Source organism: Kocuria sp. (assembly GCF_030536815.1).
Classification (GTDB): Bacteria; Actinomycetota; Actinomycetes; order Actinomycetales; family Micrococcaceae; genus Kocuria; species Kocuria gwangalliensis.
On sequence record NZ_JAUNPE010000008.1, the window covers coordinates 24,606 to 42,301 of the forward strand.

Below are 17,696 nucleotides of genomic sequence, written 5' to 3' on the forward strand. Positions count from 1 at the left end.
TTCTCGGCAGAGAAGGTCACTGGCCACCCAGCGCGGCCACGGTAGAAAGTTGAGGGCTCACACAGCACATGAAGGCACGGATTTTGGTAGTCGACGACGACGCCGCGTTGGCCGAGATGATCGGGATTGTGTTGTCCTCGGAAGGTTTCGAGCCCGTCTTCTGCTACGACGGCTCCGCCGCGGAAGAAACGTTCAGGTCCGTTGCCCCGGACCTCGTGCTGTTGGACCTCATGCTGCCCGGAATGGACGGCATTCAGGTGTGCCAGACCATTCGACAGACCTCGGACATTCCCATTGTGATGCTCACGGCCAAGTCGGACACCGCCGACGTGGTGCGGGGCCTGGAAGCCGGCGCTGACGACTACGTCCCCAAGCCCTTCAAACCCGCTGAACTGGTGGCCCGGGTCAAGGCCCGGTTGCGCCCCATTGAACGCGGCGCGACCCAGGAGATCACCCTGGGCGATGTGGTCATCGACGTGACCGGTCACTCGGTGACCCGGGAGGGCGAACAGATTTCCCTGACCCCTCTGGAGTTCGACCTGCTGACCACCCTGGCGAAATCGCCCAACCAGGTGTTCAGCCGCGACGAACTTTTGCGTGATGTCTGGGGCTACCCGCACGCCGCGGACAACCGCCTGGTCAACGTGCATGTGCAGCGGTTGCGCTCCAAGGTCGAACGGGACCCGGAGAACCCCGAACTTGTTCTGACCGTCCGCGGTATCGGCTACAAGGCCGGGGGCCATTCACATCGATGACGGTCGACAGCCGCGAGCGGAATGCGACCCGATTCAAGCCAAGGTGGATCCGTAGACTTCGCCTGGGACGCAGAATCCTGTCCCGGCGGTGGCATCAGTCCCTGCAGTTCCGGGCCATCCTGGTGGCGCTCACGCTGACCCTGTGCGCGTTCTTCGCCACGGGCAGCTTCATGTCCCATCAAATCGCGGACCGGTTGTTCTCCGACCGGCTCAATCAGGTGCTGGCCGAAGCGCGCACCGACATCGCGGACGTACAGGCAAGTTTTGACGCCTCGGACGCGTCGGACCGCACCGAGGTCCAAGCCCTCATCGACTCCACCATGGGCGCCCTCAGCATGGACTCGGAAGAGGCCGGTCGGCATTGGATCCTGATTCCCCTCGATCGCGGTGCCGGACAGTCCTTCGTGGGAGTGCAGACCCAGAGCCCCTGGATGACTTCCGCGTCCGTGCCGCAACAGCTCCAGCAGCGCGTGGCCGAAGGGGACGGCACGTATTGGCAACCCGCCTCGGTGCGCATGGAGGAAGGCGGCGCCGAACAACCCGTCATCGTGATCGGTGACGTGGTCCAGCTCAATCAGAATGCCCGCTACGGCCTGTTCTTCGTCTACGATTTCGCGGACCCCCAAATCACTCTCAATTCCATCCACGCGGTCCTGCTGCTGTCCATGGTGGCGTTGTTACTGCTGGTGGGAACCATTGTCTGGTACGTGACCCGTGAAGTGGTGCGCCCGGTTTCCAGCACGGCAAGGGTCTCCGAACAATTGTCGGAGGGCGATCTGGATGTGCGCATGGAGGTGCGCGGTTCCAACGAAGTGGCCCGGTTGAGCCGCTCCTTCAACCGCATGGCGGACAACTTGCAGGAACAGATCACCCAGCTCGAACAGCTGTCCACGATGCAGCAGACCTTTGTCTCCGACGTCTCCCACGAACTGCGTACCCCGCTGACCACCGTGAAGATGGCGGCCGAAGTGCTCTACAACGCGCGGGAGGAGTTCGACCCCGTCAATCGCCGGTCCGCGGAACTGTTGCACCATCAGGTGGATCGCTTCGACTCCATGCTCTCGGACCTGTTGGAGATCTCGCGTTTCGATGCCGGGGCCGCCACCTTGGACATCGCCTCCACGGATATTTTCTCCGTGATCTACGACGTGGTGGAGGCCGCCGGACCCCTGGTGCTCAAGTGTGGTTCCACGCTCACCGTGCGTTCCCAGCTGACTCGCTGCGTGGCCCAAATGGATCAGCGGCGCATTGACCGGATCATTCGCAACCTGGTGTCCAATGCGCTGGAACACGGCGAGGGTAAACCCGTGGAGATCTACGTGGCCTCGAACGAGAACGCCGTGGCCGTGGCGGTGCGCGATTACGGAATCGGTATGCGGGAAGAACAAATGACCAAGGTCTTCAACCGGTTCTGGCGTGCGGACCCCGCCCGCGCGCGCACCGTGGGGGGTACCGGTCTGGGGCTGTCGATCGCGCTGGAGGACACGCGCCTGCACCGCGGCCAGTTGGACGTGTGGGCCCGCCCGGGCGAGGGCGCCTGTTTCCGGTTGACCCTGCCGTTGGTCCGCACGCAAGCGCTGGACCCGGACGTGCCGAATCCGCTGCCGATGCCGCCCGCGCCGGTGCTGGCCGACTCCACGGCCCACGTGACCGACACGGGCTCCTTGGCCCTCACCGCGCAGGTGGACCCGTTCGCGACCGGCACCGGTTCTCACGCCGTCCAGCTCGGCGAGTCGTCCATCACCGCGACGCCCGGAGCCTTGGAAACCGCGGCGGGCTCCGCCGCAGCGAGCGATCAGCCGGGAACGGAGGCCCCATGACACGTGAGCCCAGCAACCAACGACCGCGGCGACGTCGGCAGTGGGCGGCGGCCTGCGCACTGGCAGCGACGCTGGCCGTGACCGGCTGCGGGGCCATGCCCCGATCGGGCCCCGTGCACAAGGTGGTGGAACCCACGACCGAGGCCCAAGAACAACCCGCACGGTATACACCGGCCACGCCCCAGACGGGCGCGAGCGCGCAGGAGATCGTGGAGGGCTTCCTCACCGCCGGGGTGGGCGCCCAGGACGACTACGCCGTGGCGCGCCAGTACCTGACACCCCAGCTGGCCAACACCTGGAAGCCCGACACCCGGGTGCTGGTCTACAAGGGTGAACCCAGCACGGTGCCGCGCCTCAGCGACGGTCAGTACCGAACCAGCCTGGAAGTCGGCGCCGAGCGTTCCGCCAACGGTGTGTTGGAGCAGCAGCCCGAAGGCACGACCCGCGTTCTGGATTTCACGCTCACCTCCGTGGACGGGCAATGGCGTATCTCCGAGGCCCCGGACGGCGTGATCGTACCCTTCGATGACTTCCCCGAGATCTTCAAGGCCTACACGCTGTACTTCTTCGATGACGACTACGGCCGTTTGGTTCCGGATCCCCGCTGGTTCGCGGAACGATCCACGGTCCCCACCGCCATGGTGCGCGAATTGCTGGCGGGCCCGGCGGCCCACCTGGACGGGGCGGTGACCTCGGCGCTTCCCGGGGGCGCCACCCTGGCGCGCTCGGCGGTGCCCGTGTCCGACGGAACCGCTTCCGTGGATCTCAATCTGGCTCAGTTCGACCCCGCGGACGTGGAGCGGGGCAAGCGCATGGAGCAGCAGCTCGAGGCGTCCCTGCAGGGCGTACCCGCCGTGGACACCGTGGAACTCAGCATCAATGGCGCCCCGGTGGAGACCTCCGGTAGCGACCGGGACGAACCGGTGCGTGAGGTCACCGTGCCCAATCGGCAAATCGGGGTGTCGCACAATCAGCTGGCCTTCTACCAGGGCGGACAGACCGAACTCATCAATGACGTACCCCTTTCCGGGGATGCGCAGATCGTGCGCCCCGGGATGGACCAGGCGATGGAGAATTTCGGGTGGGTCGGTGGCGCCGGCGGCGCCGTGTTCACCGCGGCGCAAGGGGAATCACCGGTGCAGCGGTGGTCCGGTGAGGACCTGACGCGACCCAGCTTCGACATCCAGGGCTGGGTGTGGGGCTCCGGTGCGGACGGGGTGGTTCATGCCGCCCGTACGGACGCGGGCGACGACGCCATCACGGTGGCGGCCGACTGGCTGGCCGATGATCGGGTCGCCGGTCTACGAATCTCCCGCGAGGGGAACCGGGCACTCATCGTCACCACCAACGAGGGCCAAGATCGTTCCAACGTGTGGCTGAGTGGCATCGTGCGCGACGAGTCGGGCCGCCCCACGGAGCTGAAACAGGGCAATCTGGTCGCGGCTGATGTGGACGTGGACACGGTGCAGTGGATCAGCGGTACCGAATTCGTCACCACGGCGCTCGGGGAGAACGGCAACTCACAACCCCGCCAGTACAGTGTGTCCGGCTCCAACGAGGCACTCCCGTCCCTGGTGGGTGTCACGTCCCTGGCCGGGGGCAACGGCTCCACCGCGATCTACGGGGCCGCGGAAGGCAACCTCTACTTGCTCACGGGAAGTTCCTGGTCCCAGCAGAGCGACAACGTCACGGACACGGCCTTCGCCGGGTGAGAGCTACTGCACCGGCCCGACGGTGATCGGCCTTGATAGGGGTGGCCGCGCGGTGATGCGTGGCGGGCGCACGGCGAGTGCACTGCACAGCCCGCGGCCACCCGGGCCCGGTCAGCACGCTCGCTGCACAGTGTGCGTCCGCCCCGCGGCCACGACAGTAACCGCGGTTGGCTGGGGGCATGTCGAAAATGTCAGCCCGAGCCATGGACCGAGCCGGGGCGGCCGTCTGGACGTGGGCCGCGGCGGCGTCGGAAGTGCTGCTGCCCGTGAGCTGTGCCGTGTGCGAGGAACCGGGTGCCGTGCTGTGCCGCGGGTGTCATCTGATGCTGCGCCGATCCACGGTGCATCCGGGAGAAGTCCTCGCCCCGCGCGGGTTGGCCGCCGTAGACGCCCGCGTGTGGGCGGCCGGTCCCTATGAGCACGAACTGGCCTCGTGTGTGCTGTCGTTCAAGAACGGCGGGCGCACCGACCTCGCACCGGTTCTCGGTACCGTCCTGACCGGGGTCCTGCTCCGAGCCGCACCGCACGTCGCACCGACCGGGGAGCCAGTGCTGTGGGTGCCGGTCCCCACCTCGACACGAGCGAGATGGAAACGTTGGTTCGACCCGGTCCAGGAGATCCTGGCCCGCACCTCGCTCCCGCCCGCGACCCGGATCCACAGGGGACTGGAACACCGCCACAGGTCGCGGCTCGGGGCGACTTCCCAGAAAACTCTGGACGTTGCTCACCGGGCGCGCGCCATCAAGGGCAGCATGCGCGCATCCGGTGTTCAAGGTGCCACGTGTGTGGTGGTGGATGACGTCATGACCTCCGGAGCTACTGCGGCGGAGGCCGTCTCGGTGCTTCGACAAGCGGGTGCCCGCGTGCCCGGAATCGCGGTTCTGGCAACCGTCAGGGCCGGGTGTTCACCCGGGGCTGATTCCACCACGGCTGGGTCACATGTCAGTGAATTTCCCCACAGTTTGAACTAACGTTGGGTTACGGGAACGGAATACATGTATCCCGTGTGGGAGCAGCACTATCCCGCGTCATCCTCAAGATTTGGAGGGTCTCATGGAACTGAACGTCCAAGGACGAAACGTTGCGGTGCCGGAGCGATTCAAAGAATACGCGGAGAAGAAGAGCGAGCGTTTTACGCAGCTCGGTGACAAAGTGCAGACCATTGAGGTCAAGGTCACCAAGGACAACGGAGTATCGGGGCATCAAGGTATTCGCGTGGAGATCACGGTCATCGGCCGGGGCCCCGTGGTGCGCGCCGAATCTCGCAGCGACGACAAGTTCGCCGCTTTCGACGAGGCCTACGCCAAGCTGATCGAACAGCTGCGCAGGGCCCGTGACCGTCGCAAAATTCACCGCGGGGGACATCAACGCCCCACTGCCGTGCACGAAGCGACCGGTTCCCTGCCGGTACTTCCGAGCGAGGGAATCCCCGCCCCGGCCAGCGAGGAAGAGCTCTCCGCCGCGGAGGACGAGGCCTTCAGTGGGGAATACGCGTTGAGCGACACCCCTACCCCGGTAGAAATTCGCCGCAAGCGTTTCCCCGCTGACGAGCTCAGCGTGGACGAGGCCGTGGACCAGATGGAACTGGTCGGACACGACTTCTTCCTGTTCGTGGACAAAGAGACCCAGGAACCCTCGGCGGTGTACCGCCGCAAGGGCTGGGAGTACGGCGTGATCAGCCTCAGCAAGGACGGTACGGCCGCGGAAGAACAATCCCGCGCCTACCAGCCCCAGGCCAGCGCCTGAGAAGTTCAGTAGGATCGGGCGGATTCTCCGCACCCACCGGGCCCCGCGGCTTCAAGCGCGGGGCCCGGTGTTGTGCCGCACCACCCCGAACTCACTCAGGCGGACTCACGTACACTGATCGGCGGTGCACCACCGTCCACAATTGAGGAGCGAACACACGTGGCGTCATTCCTGGAAAAAGTCCTTCGGACCGGGGATAAGCAGGTCCTGAAGCGACTGAGGTCCTACACGGACGCCGTGAACAGCCTCGAAGAAAGCTTCAAGGCGCTCAGCGACGCGGAACTGCGCGCCGAAACCGACTCGTTCAAGGCGCGCATCGATGACGGGGAATCCTTGGACCGTTTGCTTCCGGAAGCCTTCGCGGCGGTACGTGAAGCGGCGTCGCGAACCCTGGGGCAACGGCACTACGACGTTCAGCTCATGGGCGGTGCGGCACTGCACCTGGGCAACATTGCCGAAATGAAGACGGGTGAGGGCAAGACCCTCGTCGCCACGGCTCCCGCCTACCTGAATGCCCTGAGCGGTAAGGGCGTGCACGTGGTGACGGTCAATGATTACCTGGCCGAGTACCAGGCGAACCTCATGGGCCGTGTGTATCGCTTCCTGGGACTGGAAACCGGCGTGATCCTCGCCGGGCAGGACCCTGCCACCCGGCGCGAGCAGTACGCGGCGGACATCACCTACGGCACCAACAACGAATTCGGTTTCGACTATCTGCGCGACAACATGGCGTGGAGTGCGGACGAGCTGGTCCAGCGCGGGCACAACTACACCATCGTGGATGAGGTGGACTCGATCCTCATCGACGAGGCCCGTACTCCGCTCATCATCTCCGGGCCGGCCTCCGGTGAAGCCAACCGGTGGTACAAAGAATTCGCCAAGGTGGTCACCAATCTCAAGGCGGACACCGACTACGAGGTTGACGAGAAGAAACGGACCGTGGGGGTCCTCGAACCCGGGATCGAGAAGGTCGAGGATTACCTGGGGATCGACAACCTCTACGAATCCCAGAACACCCCGCTGATCGGTTTCCTCAACAATGCGATCAAGGCCAAGGAATTGTTCCACGCGAACAAGGACTACATTGTGACCCAGGGCGAGGTGCGCATCGTGGACGAGCACACCGGCCGTGTGCTGGCCGGGCGCCGCTACAACGAGGGCATCCACCAGGCCATCGAGGCCAAAGAGGGCGTGGAGATCAAGGCCGAGAACCAGACCATGGCCACCATCACCCTGCAGAATTACTTCCGGCTCTACGACAAACTGTCCGGGATGACCGGCACTGCCCAGACCGAGGCGGCCGAGTTCATGAACACCTACGAGATCGGTGTGGTGCCCATCCCGCCCAACAAGGCAATGGCCCGCATCGACCAGCGCGATCTGGTGTACAAGAACGAGGCCACCAAGTATGCGGCGGTGGTGCGGGACATCGAGGAGCGGCATGCCTCGGGTCAGCCCGTGCTCGTGGGTACGGCCTCCGTGGAGAAATCCGAATACCTGTCCAAGCTGCTGGCCAAGCGCGGTGTACGCCACGAGGTGCTCAACGCCAAGAACCACGCCCGTGAGGCCGCCATCGTTGCCCAGGCAGGACGTAAGGCCTCGGTGACCGTGGCCACCAATATGGCCGGACGCGGCACCGACATCATGCTGGGCGGCAACGCCGAATTCGATGCCGTGGAGGCCATGGAGCAGAAGGGCCTGGACCCGGAGCGTGATGCCGAGAAGTACGAGGCCGAGTGGCCCGCCGTCCTCGAGCACTACGAGGTGGCCACCAAGGCCGAACACGAAGAGGTCATCGAGCTGGGCGGCCTGTACGTGCTGGGTACCGAGCGACATGAGTCCCGCCGGATCGACGATCAGCTGCGGGGCCGCTCCGGACGCCAGGGCGACCCGGGTGAATCCCGCTTCTACTTGTCGTTGGCGGACGATCTCATGCGCCTGTTCAACCCGGCCGTTGCCCAGCGCCTCATGGCGGTTGCACCGGATGACGTTCCCGTCACGGGCCGCATGATCACCTCGGGTATCGCCAACGCGCAGAACCAGGTGGAGGGTCGCAACGCCGAGCAGCGCAAGAACGTGCTCAAGTACGACGACGTGCTCAACCGCCAGCGTGAAGTGGTCTACCGCGACCGCCGTCGAATCCTCATGGGTGATGACATCGCCGAACAGATCCAGCAGTTCATCGCGGAAGTCATCACCACAGCGATCGAGGATCGAACCCGCGAGGGACACTCCGAGGACTGGGACCTGGATGGCTTGTGGGACGCATTGCGCGAGATTTACCCCATAACGCTGACTCAGCAAGAAATCGTTGACGAGGCCGGCGGGCGGCCGCGGCTGAGCGCGGACTTCCTCACCGAGCAAATCCTCTCCGACGCGAAACTGGTGTACCAGGAACGTGAGGACGAACTCGGCTCGGAAGCCATGCGCAACCTGGAACGTCGCGTGCTGCTGTCGGTGATCGGTCGCCGGTGGCCCGAGCACCTGTACGAGATGGACTACCTGAAAGAGGGCATCGGCCTGCGAGCCATGGCCCAGCGTGATCCGCTGGTCGAGTACCAGCGCGAGGGCCACGCAATGTTCAAGGGCTTGATGGACACGATCCGCGAGGAAACCGTGGTCACCATGTACCACTTGGAAGTCCGCCGCCAACGTACCGGTCTCGACGGCGGTGCCGTGGAGCTGGCCAAGCCGCAACGGCCCGCGTTCTTGCAGTACTCGGCCCCCAACGAGGACGGCGAGCCGATGGCCCGCCTCGAATCCAAGGACAACCACCAGTCGCCCGTGGGTGAGGGGGCGCGTGCCGCGGATGAGACGGAGGCGGAGGACGAGTCGGCCGAAGCCACCGACAACCGTGCACAGCGGCGCAAACGCAAGGGCGGCAGCGCCAAGAAGGGCTCACGCAAGTAAGTAGATCCAGATGGAGTAACGAGAACGGGCGGTACACACCACGTGTACCGCCCGTTCCCATGCGTGAGACTCATCCGACCTCCAGGTGCACCACGCGCCACTGACGGTTGATGCGCTCAATTCGCAGGGCCACGGCTCGGGCCCGCACCGATTCCTCGATGACGAGGGAGGCTTCGTAGCATTCGGGGGCCGGGGAACAGATCCTGACCCTGCGTACTCGCGGCGCGCGGTGGATCTCGAAGAGCGAGGCGCGATCGCGATACTGCTCCTGCACCAGACGGAGCATGGCGGCGCGCTCCTCGAAACGTTCCACGACGTCCGGGGTGGTCCAGCGGGCCAACTGTGTGGCGGGACGGGTGCCGCCCAGGATTTCCACGGCGGCCTGGCCGATGCTACGAGCCATGGCCGTCACGCGTTCCAGCTCGTTCTTGTGGGTCAGCCCGGCCCGGGTCCGGTCCGCTCGCCAGGAATAACCGCCCGAGGGAGGCTGGGGAGCAGAAACTGATGTGGTGGTGCTCATGACGTGGCTCCTTCGGTGGGTACTGCGCCGGGTGGTGTGTGGAGTAGCTGGGGTGGGACCCGCAACCGGTCCCCGGGGCGGATCAGATTTCCGCCGTTCTGCAGGTCGTTGTGTTCGAGCCACGTGGCAGTCTGCGCCGCGATCTGCGCGGCAGTTGCGTGCGGCTCCAAGAACTGCGCGGTGAGGTCCCACAGGGTGTCTCCGTGGATGACGGTCACGGTCGACTCAACCACTCGGGTGGGGGCGGGTGGCTGTTCGCATACTTTCGGGGAGGCCACCGCGGCGGAGGATTGGCCCGGCGCGACATCGGGCAATGCCGGCGCCGCCGGTGAAGGTTGAATCTCGGCGGGTGCAGGCTCCAACGCGGGATCCGTCCGGTCAGGAGCGCCGGTTTCCGGCGGCGGGGTGGCGGAATGCGCCTCGGGAGCACCGTGGGCATTCGGTTGCTGCGGCTCCGCCTGACTGATGCCGGAGTCGGAACGTGGCCAAAAGGGATCGATCGGTTCGTCCGCGTGGGCCGTCGAGACGGCGACCAGCTGGATTCCGAGCACCGCGCCCACCGTGCGGGCCATCAGCTTGGGTGTCAGGCGAGTGGCGCACCGTTCCACGCGATGCCACCGGAGCGCACGGGCCACGGCAGTGCACGCCATCATGAGAAGACCGGTGAACCACCAGGTGGCCAACACCACGCCGGCCAGGGCGGCGGTGAGCGCGACCGCGAGATCCGCGTTCAAGGGTGCCACGCCCAGCTCGGACCGGCCCAGGAGAGCCCACCCCAGAGCGATGAGCAGGGCCGATAGCAACGGGATGACCCACGTGGTGAGCGCGAACTCGATGCCGTGCGCCACGGTTCCATTCCTGGAGGCTTGATCACGTTTCATTGTTTTTGACCCTAGTAATGTCGTTTGATGCTGTTTGGTAATGTTTAGATCATTCAGGCTGAGGTGCCGGGCGTCAAGCATGGATGTAAATGCACAAGACCCCGAGCGTCATATTTCTCGGCCCCGGTCGTGATGTACTGATGCCACGCAGTGGCCGCTTCCGGTGACTGTCGCAACGGGAGGCACAGGGGGACGGCGTGCGCTGGGATGAACTTTTCGCAGACATGGAAGCGCAGCTGGCGCAGGCGGAACAACGCAGTGTGGAACGTGAAGCCGCGGAAACAGCCAGGGCGGAGCTGTCCCGACTCACGCTGGCGGAGCGCCTGTCGGCTCACCGGAATCACACCGTGCGGTTGTTGCCGGCTCATGGTGACGTGCTCGAGGGAGAGTTGACGGACATCGGCGCGGGGTGGGCGGTGATCCGGGAACGCTATTTTCAGCACCTCGTGCCCTTGCATTCCGTGGTGTGGTGGGAGGGGCTCCACCGCCGCTTCGAGATCGTCACCGAACGCGCTGTCCTGCGGAAGTTAGGGATGGGGCATGTGCTCCGGGCCCTGGCAGCATCGAGAACCCATGTCCGGGTCTTGCTCCTGGACCCGTCGTCCCGCGGGGACATCGACGGCACGCTGGATGCGGTGGGCCACGATTTTTTCGACGTTGCGCTCCACCCGGACGATCAATTCCGACGCCGCCACGCGGTCAAGGCCGTGCGCACGGTACCTTTCGGGTCGGTGGCGCTGATCTCCTCACCGGATACCGCCTAATCCGCGCCCGGTTCAGCCGATGGATCCTTCGCGTACCGCCTGCTCGGTGCGTTCGTACCCCTTCTGGATGTACTCCTCCAGTTTCCGGGTTTCCACTCGCCACTGTCCTCGGCCACCCACCTGAATGGCGGGTAGCTCTCCCGAACGCACCATGGCACGAGCCTGAGCCACCGAGATCGACAGGATCTCGGAGACATCCGACAGCGTGAGAAATCGCTGCTCTGCCATGGGTGGTTCGCCTCATCTCGGGTCTTTTGATGCAGTTTGGTGGCTTCCAGTGTCCCACGGATGACCGCCCGGTGTCGGGTTATGCACAGAATTTTGCAGCGCGTGCGGAACGAGAGGGGCCAGATGTCCACATGTTGCGAGCCCTGATTTCCTCCGGGGCGGTTCACGGTGCACACTCATGACAGATTCGGTGGGGGCCGGATCCACCTCGGGGGAAGGGAAAAGTACATGTCCAGCGATGCGCGCGGCGACACAGCAACGGCCCAAAGATTCAAGAAACCGACATGGCGCGACCCCCGGCTGGTGGTCGGACTCTTGCTGGTGCTCACATCCATTGCGGCGGTGGTGCTGCTCATTTCGGCACTGAACCGCACGGAGCCCTATTACGTGGCCGCGCGCGATCTCTCGGTGGGGCAGCAAGTCACAGAGGAAGACCTCGTACCGGTTGATGTCAGGCTCCAGGACGCTTCTCAGCAGTACCTGTCCACGGAGAGTGGTCTGAAAGACAACGATGTCCTGGTGCAACGGGTTCCCAGGGGTCAGCTGGTGCCCACGAGTGCCGTGGGCACCGCTGATGAACTCGATCGCAGCCCCGTGGGTATCGCTCTGGAGACTCCCTTACCCGCAGAAGCGACGGCCGGCTCGCGCGTGGACGTGTGGGTCGCGGACCAGAAGGCGTCCGGCCGTGGGTACGAGAGTCCCCGCAAATTGGTTCCCGGTGCCGAGATCTCCACCATCGAATCCAATAACTCGGCGCTGGGGAACTCGACCGGCACCACGGTGCATGTCCTCGCCACGCCGGCCCAGGTCGAACCGCTGGTGGACGCCTTGGGCAACAGCGCCAAGGTCACACTGGTCCTCAACCCCACGGGTGGTGACTCGTGAGCATCTCTGTGGTGACGCTGGGGACGGGAACATGGCCGCTGGTCGACCAGATCGAACGACAGCACGGTTCCGTCACCGTGGTGCGCCGGTGCCTGGACCTCTCAGAACTGTTGGCCTGTGCCCACACGGGCATGGCCCGGGTGGCCCTCCTCGCCGAGGGTGCGGAAGAACTGACCGCGAGCCTGTTGGAACAACTGTCGCTCAGCTCGGTTCGGGTTCTGGTGCTCGCCGGTCACGATGAAATCCGCTTGGCAGCATTGGGTGTCACCATTGTTCCCGAGGGGGTCTCGGGTGATGACGTCACCGGCCTCATCGAGCAGGTGGCGGACTCACCGGATCCCGTGCCGTCCTATCGTGGCCATTCCCACACGGACGATCATCCCCGGGCCACCACGGTGCCCGAGACCCATCAGGCTGATACGTCGGAAACACATGAGACCACCGCGGCGAGCGCTGACCCGGGCCCGTTCCCGCAGGGTGGCACCGGCCGCATTATCACCGTGTGGGGCCCAATGGGTGCCCCGGGGCGGACGGTCACGGCGCTGAACGTTGCCGCTGAGCTGGCGTTGACGGGATCCACGGTACTTCTGGTTGATGCCGACACCTATGCGGCGTCGGTCGCGGCGAGCTTGGGCATGCTCGAGGAAGCCGCGGGTTTGGCTCAGGCGTGCCGGTTGGCTGACCAGGGGCGTCTGGATGGCGACGGGTTGCAGCGCTGTGCCACACGAGTGTCGGTGGCCGGGGCCACGATGGACGTGCTCACCGGGCTCACCCGCCACGACCGATGGCCGGAGGTCCGCGCGGCCGCTCTCGAAACCGTGCTGCTCCACGCGAGCGAGGCCTATCACGCGGTGGTGGTCGATACGTCTTTCGGCCTGGAATCGGATGAGGAGATCAGTCTGGACACGGTGGCGCCTCGGCGTAATGCGGCCACGCTCAGCGCGTGCGCCATGGCCGACACGGTGATCGCCCTGGGTTCGGCAGACGCCCTGGGTATTCCACGGTTGGTCAAGACACTGCCCGATCTCACGGACGCGGCGCCCTCGGCGCGATTGCTTCTGGTGATCAATAAACTGAGAAAAACATCGGTGGGACGCTCCGGTGCGGACTCCGTGGCCGAAGCGTGGGCGCGGTTCTCGCCCGGGCACGGCATCGACGCGACCCTGGACTGGGATCCCACCGCGTGTGACGAGGCGTTACTGGCCGGTGCGGTGTTGGCCGAGTCGGCCGCCAAGAGCGGTTTGCGGCAACAGATCACGAATTTGGCGGCTCGCGCGCTCCACCCCGAGGGTGATTCGGGCGCGGAGGAATCGTCGCCCGGGCGGGCGCCGGGGACTAGGCTGGGACAACGAATGGGCGCGTGGTTGCGCCGTTGATGTCCCCCCTGAAAGCGAGTGACCCGTCGTGGCATTTACGGACCCCCTCCGTTCCATCGAGGACTTCGACGCCGGTGATGCGGAATGGTTGCACTTGTTGGTGGGGGACTGGCAGCTCGTGGCGGATCTTGGCTTTGCGGACCTGCTGCTGAGTTTCCCCAACCGGGTCATCTCCGCGCAGGACAGTCCCACGGGGGCCGCCATCCCTGCTCCGAGCAGCGATTTCACGGTGCTGGCGCACGCACGCCCCACCACGGGCCCCACCGCGTTCCACAAGGACATGGTGGGGGAGACCATTTCCCCACGCGACTCCGCCCCCTTGCGTTCCGCGTGGGTGGACCAGCGCATGGAGCGCTTCAAGCTCAACGCCACGGACACTCAGCCCGCGGAATCGATTCTCGTGGTTCCGCTGGTCCGTAATCAGCGCACCATTGCGGTGGTCAGTGTGCCCCTCGACCCGCATTTCGGGCACCCGGTGTCCCAAATGGAAACCGTGTACCGGGAAACTGCCCGGGACCTGTTGCGCATGGCCAACGAAGGCACATGGCCCGATTTCGCGGTGCGTAGCGATTCCCGCAGGGGCGCGCCTCGCGTGGGTGACGGAATGATGCGCCTTGACGAGCACGGCCGGGTGGCGTTCTGCTCACCCAACGGGCTGTCCACGTTCCGCCGGCTGGGCCACGAGGGAGACGTGACCGGCGAAAATCTTGTCGCGATTGCGCGCAAACTCGACGTCCGCGGCAACGGGGTGGATGAGACGATTGCCCCGGTGCTCGCGGGAACCATGCCGTGGCGCGGTGAGCTGGAGGCCGGAAACGTGTCCGTGACCCTGCGGGCCATTCCCTTGCGACAGGGGCCGTCGCGGACCGGGGCCCTGCTGTTGTGCCGGGATGTGACCGAATTACGGCGCAGGGACTTGCAACTGGTGTCCAAGGACGCCACCATTCGCGAGATCCATCACCGGGTGAAGAATAATCTCCAGACGGTGTCCGCGCTCCTGCGACTGCAGTCACGCCGAATGACCTCGGACGAGGCGAAACACGGACTGCAACAAGCGATGCGCCGCGTGAGTTCCATTGCCCGCGTTCATGAATCGCTGTCCTACGACATCTCGGATGACGTGGATTTCGACGAACTGATTCGGCACCAGGTGAAACTGGCGGTGGAAATGGCCTCGTCCACGCAGACGGTGGGCACCGAGGTGCGCGGCGAGTTCGGCCTCCTACCGTCCAAAAGCGCGACGTCCATGGCGCTGGTCATCAACGAGGTCGCGGCCAACGCCGTACAGCACGGGCTCAAGGATCGGGACGGAACGGTCTCTTTGGTGGTCGATCGGCTGCCCGACGTCGTCACCGATGCCGGGGAAGTTCACCGGGTCATCGAGGTGACCGTGAGCGATGACGGATGGGGCATGGGGGACACCGTCATCGAGGAATCGGGTGCGAGTGCTTTCCGTCAGGCCGGTGAGGGTGAGGGATTGGGCATGCAAATCGTCCGGACCCTCGTGGCCAGTGAACTCAAGGGCAAGATCCGTTGGCAACCGCGTGAGGGCGGGGGAACCAGCGTGGTGATCCAGGCCCAGTTCGCCGTGTGACCCGTGCCGTGCGGCGGTGACCCGTTGCGCCCATGTTCCAAGGGGTCAGCGCTGACCGGGATAGAGCGGAGCCCCCGTGACCGTCGAGGGTCACGAGGGCTTCGTCAAAACTTCCGGGCCGGAGGCCTCAGGGTTTCCCGAGACTCAGGACGCGCGACGAGCGCGTGCTGCACGGCGCTTGAGGGCGCGGCGCTCGTCTTCGCTCATACCGCCCCACACCCCGGCGTCCTGGCCGGATTCCAGAGCCCACTGCAGGCAGGTGTCCATGACCTCGCACGTGCGGCACACGGCTTTGGCCTCTTCGATCTGCAACAGAGCGGGGCCGGTGTTACCCACGGGGAAAAATAGTTCGGGGTCTTTCTCAAGACATGCTGCGCGACTACGCCAATCCATGATCTGCGGTGACGCTCCTTTCACAACGTTGGGTGTGTACGCAAACACGGCAGCACCGTCAAACGCGGGCTGAGCGCGGCAGGACAGTGTTCAGGGGGCGTACACACAGAAAAGGCCCGTGACGGCCGGGCCTCGAAAGATGATCTGTCCATTACTTTCTCACGTGAACAACTCGTGAACAAGGGTCTGAGCGGTATATCACATTGAAAGTTTTCCCTGATCAGTTTACCGATCATGACCGCGCGTGATCGTCATTAGAATTGGGGTGCCCGCTCGCCCTCCAGAAAGGCATTGTCCATGGTCCCCGCGTCTCAGCAGCAGTCTCTCAATCGCCCGTGGCCGGTGTGGTTGATCGGTGTGATCGTCGGGCTGGAAGCCGGGGCACTGGCCTATGTGGGTGCGCGATTTGTCATTTCCCTATTTTCCGAACACGCCATACCCACGGCGGGCATCATTTTCGGCGCAGTGGTGATGCTGGGTGCCGCCGTGTGGTTGGGGTCCGCGGCGTGGGGCACGGTCAAGGGTTTGCGGTGGCCCCGGGCTGCGATCCTGGTGTCGCAGGCCTTCTTGGTGATCGTGGGGATCTCCTTGACCCAGGTGGGTGCCCGGGCCATCGGTGTTGCTTGCGTGGCCGTCGCGATCATCACGCTCATTGCGTTGTTCAACCGGTCCACCGTGGTCTGGATGGGGGAGTCCACGCGCTATCCGTCCCACTGAGGGGTTTGGACAAGTTCGGCCATCCCGCGGTGGATCCAGTAACCGCGCCCGGGTGACCCGCCCAGCGGCATACCGGACAGCGACGCTCCGAACAGATCTCCGTCAAAGGCTTTCCTGGGCCTGAGCAACAGCGTGTCCGCCGTATGACGCCATGACATGAGCGGCGGAAACAGCGATGGCAGGCCGTCACTCAACCGCGCCGTCACGATCAGCCGCAGCTCCTTCCCGACGACGCCGGCGCTCCCGACGCCGCTCGTCCCGGTCCCCGGTTGCCACAGGGCACCCAGGCGCTGGATAACGGGTGCGGGCAACGAGTCCGCATCGTCAATCAGCACGGTGGTCCCCGGTTCCGCCTCGGTAAAGAGGGCGTCCAGTTCTCCGGCGGTGGTCGAGCGACAACGCAGGGGTGGCGTGTCGTGGAGTTGACCGGCCACCGAGTTCAGGAATGAGCTGCGGCCCGAGCGAGAAGGGCCCACCACCAGCAGGGTGGAACCGGGATTCCAGTCATGCACGGCCGGAACATGGTCCGTTCCCAAACCCATGAGAAGACCCCGGACGGGTTGTTGCGGCCCACTCCACTGATCGGGCAGCGGTTGATAGCGGGCCCAGACACGGGTGTCCGGTTCCGGAGGGGCGATTTTCGTTGGGCGCTCCGGGTCACGCCCTGACCCGCCGGAGACAGCGCACGACCCCGCTGGAAGCTGGACCACCGTGTGAACACCCTGCCCGCGGGAGGCTGCCGCGGGCGCGCACCTGACAGCGGCCGTTCCCTGCAGGACACCACGCAACGGCAGCGCTTTCACCGCGGGGAGTGCGGGCCATTGCAGCAGGGCCTCGGCCGTCTGATCCGAGGGAAAATACACGCGCGTTCGCGCCGCGGACGAGACCCGCCCTGCCGACAGCGACCGGTCACCGGCAAACACCGCTGCTATCCCGGCCTGGGAGCCGGAAGCCGCAACGGCCAGCAGATCGTCTTCGAGGTGGGCCCACGGGCTCGAACGAATGAGTGCGCAACATCGATCCCAATCCTCCACCAGGAGCACCGCCGGCGGTGCCGTGGCCGCTGCGCCGCCCGAACCCGACAGGAACCGCTCCGACCCCGCCGAGAGCCGACCGAGAAGTCCTTGGAGACTTGCGATATCCGCAGCATCCGCTGTCCCGTGCAGCAGACCCTGCCGCGACCTCGCGAGGGCGGCGCTTCTGACCGTGGAGGTTGTCGAGATGACATAAACGGCGGGGGCCTCGCGGCCCGGGCCCGCTGACCGCGAGCGCACCACCTGGTCCAGAACGGACAACAACGCCGCCGAGGTCTGTTCGGGGCGGCCGATGAGAAACAGTGTGCCGTCCGCCAGGAGGCGCCAGGATGCCCGGCCGGTCCAGTGGTCGGTGGAGTTC

16 protein-coding genes are annotated in these 17,696 nt (G+C 65.3%); 11 read left to right on the top strand and 5 right to left on the bottom strand.

The window, feature by feature from the left end; genetic code table 11:
- Nucleotides 1-68: 68 nt before the first annotated feature.
- From mtrA to secA, 6 genes are all read left to right on the top strand, one after another.
- Nucleotides 69-755, top strand: coding sequence for an MtrAB system response regulator MtrA (mtrA, locus tag Q4E95_RS02025; RefSeq protein ID WP_303381709.1), 687 nt, complete (start codon nt 69-71; stop codon nt 753-755).
- Nucleotides 752-2,575 (top strand): MtrAB system histidine kinase MtrB, encoded by a 1,824-nt coding sequence (gene mtrB / locus Q4E95_RS02030; protein ID WP_303381710.1) that lies wholly within the window; start codon nt 752-754, stop codon nt 2,573-2,575. Before mtrA ends, mtrB begins: the two co-directional genes overlap by 4 nt.
- The gene (locus Q4E95_RS02035) at nt 2,572-4,287 is read left to right on the top strand and encodes an LpqB family beta-propeller domain-containing protein (RefSeq protein ID WP_303381711.1); all 1,716 of its coding nucleotides are present in this window, start codon (nt 2,572-2,574) and stop codon (nt 4,285-4,287) included. Before mtrB ends, Q4E95_RS02035 begins: the two co-directional genes overlap by 4 nt.
- Nucleotides 4,288-4,466: 179 nt before the next feature.
- Nucleotides 4,467-5,258: a ComF family protein gene (locus Q4E95_RS02040; RefSeq protein ID WP_303381712.1), complete on the top strand. Its 792-nt coding sequence runs from the start codon at nt 4,467-4,469 to the stop codon at nt 5,256-5,258.
- A gap of 82 nt (nt 5,259-5,340) precedes the next feature.
- The gene (raiA, locus tag Q4E95_RS02045; RefSeq protein WP_303381713.1) at nt 5,341-6,033 is read left to right on the top strand and encodes a ribosome-associated translation inhibitor RaiA; all 693 of its coding nucleotides are present in this window, start codon (nt 5,341-5,343) and stop codon (nt 6,031-6,033) included.
- 159 nt (nt 6,034-6,192) lie between these two features.
- Nucleotides 6,193-8,943, top strand: coding sequence for a preprotein translocase subunit SecA (gene secA, locus Q4E95_RS02050; RefSeq protein ID WP_303381714.1), 2,751 nt, complete (start codon nt 6,193-6,195; stop codon nt 8,941-8,943).
- A 70-nt stretch (nt 8,944-9,013) separates the two neighbouring features.
- Here secA and Q4E95_RS02055 read toward each other — a convergent pair whose 3' ends face one another.
- Together Q4E95_RS02055 and Q4E95_RS02060 are read right to left on the bottom strand one after the other, a co-directional pair.
- Nucleotides 9,014-9,463, bottom strand: coding sequence for an Rv3235 family protein (locus Q4E95_RS02055; protein WP_303381715.1), 450 nt, complete (start codon nt 9,461-9,463; stop codon nt 9,014-9,016).
- Nucleotides 9,460-10,344, bottom strand: a complete 885-nt coding sequence (locus Q4E95_RS02060; protein ID WP_303381716.1) for a hypothetical protein — start codon at nt 10,342-10,344, stop codon at nt 9,460-9,462. The genes Q4E95_RS02055 and Q4E95_RS02060 overlap by 4 nt, the downstream gene beginning before the upstream one ends.
- A 224-nt stretch (nt 10,345-10,568) precedes the next feature.
- Between Q4E95_RS02060 and Q4E95_RS02065 the strand changes: the two genes are divergently transcribed.
- Nucleotides 10,569-11,108, top strand: coding sequence for a hypothetical protein (locus Q4E95_RS02065; RefSeq protein ID WP_303381717.1), 540 nt, complete (start codon nt 10,569-10,571; stop codon nt 11,106-11,108).
- 12 nt (nt 11,109-11,120) lie between these two features.
- Here Q4E95_RS02065 and Q4E95_RS02070 read toward each other — a convergent pair whose 3' ends face one another.
- A complete protein-coding gene (locus Q4E95_RS02070) occupies nt 11,121-11,336 on the bottom strand; it encodes a helix-turn-helix domain-containing protein (protein WP_303381718.1) in 216 nt (71 codons plus the stop codon).
- A 228-nt stretch (nt 11,337-11,564) separates the two neighbouring features.
- Here Q4E95_RS02070 and Q4E95_RS02075 point away from each other — a divergent pair, with 228 nt between their 5' ends.
- From Q4E95_RS02075 to Q4E95_RS02085, 3 genes are read left to right on the top strand one after another with little or no spacing between them, the layout of a single operon-like run.
- Nucleotides 11,565-12,221 (top strand): SAF domain-containing protein, encoded by a 657-nt coding sequence (locus Q4E95_RS02075; protein WP_303381719.1) that lies wholly within the window; start codon nt 11,565-11,567, stop codon nt 12,219-12,221.
- Nucleotides 12,218-13,597, top strand: a complete 1,380-nt coding sequence (locus Q4E95_RS02080; protein WP_303381720.1) for a hypothetical protein — start codon at nt 12,218-12,220, stop codon at nt 13,595-13,597. Before Q4E95_RS02075 ends, Q4E95_RS02080 begins: the two co-directional genes overlap by 4 nt.
- A 28-nt stretch (nt 13,598-13,625) precedes the next feature.
- Nucleotides 13,626-15,191 (top strand): sensor histidine kinase, encoded by a 1,566-nt coding sequence (locus tag Q4E95_RS02085; protein WP_303381721.1) that lies wholly within the window; start codon nt 13,626-13,628, stop codon nt 15,189-15,191.
- Nucleotides 15,192-15,335: 144 nt separating this feature from the next.
- Here Q4E95_RS02085 and Q4E95_RS02090 read toward each other — a convergent pair whose 3' ends face one another.
- Entirely contained in the window at nt 15,336-15,584 is a 249-nt protein-coding gene (locus Q4E95_RS02090) for a WhiB family transcriptional regulator (RefSeq protein ID WP_019309413.1), read from the bottom strand.
- Nucleotides 15,585-15,881: 297 nt separating this feature from the next.
- Between Q4E95_RS02090 and Q4E95_RS02095 the strand changes: the two genes are divergently transcribed.
- Nucleotides 15,882-16,301, top strand: coding sequence for a hypothetical protein (locus Q4E95_RS02095; protein WP_303381722.1), 420 nt, complete (start codon nt 15,882-15,884; stop codon nt 16,299-16,301).
- On the opposite strand, the gene Q4E95_RS02100 is transcribed toward Q4E95_RS02095, so the two are convergent.
- The coding region (locus tag Q4E95_RS02100) for a hypothetical protein (RefSeq protein ID WP_303381723.1) at nt 16,286-17,696 on the bottom strand (1,411 nt) is incomplete at its 5' end. The genes Q4E95_RS02095 and Q4E95_RS02100 overlap by 16 nt on opposite strands.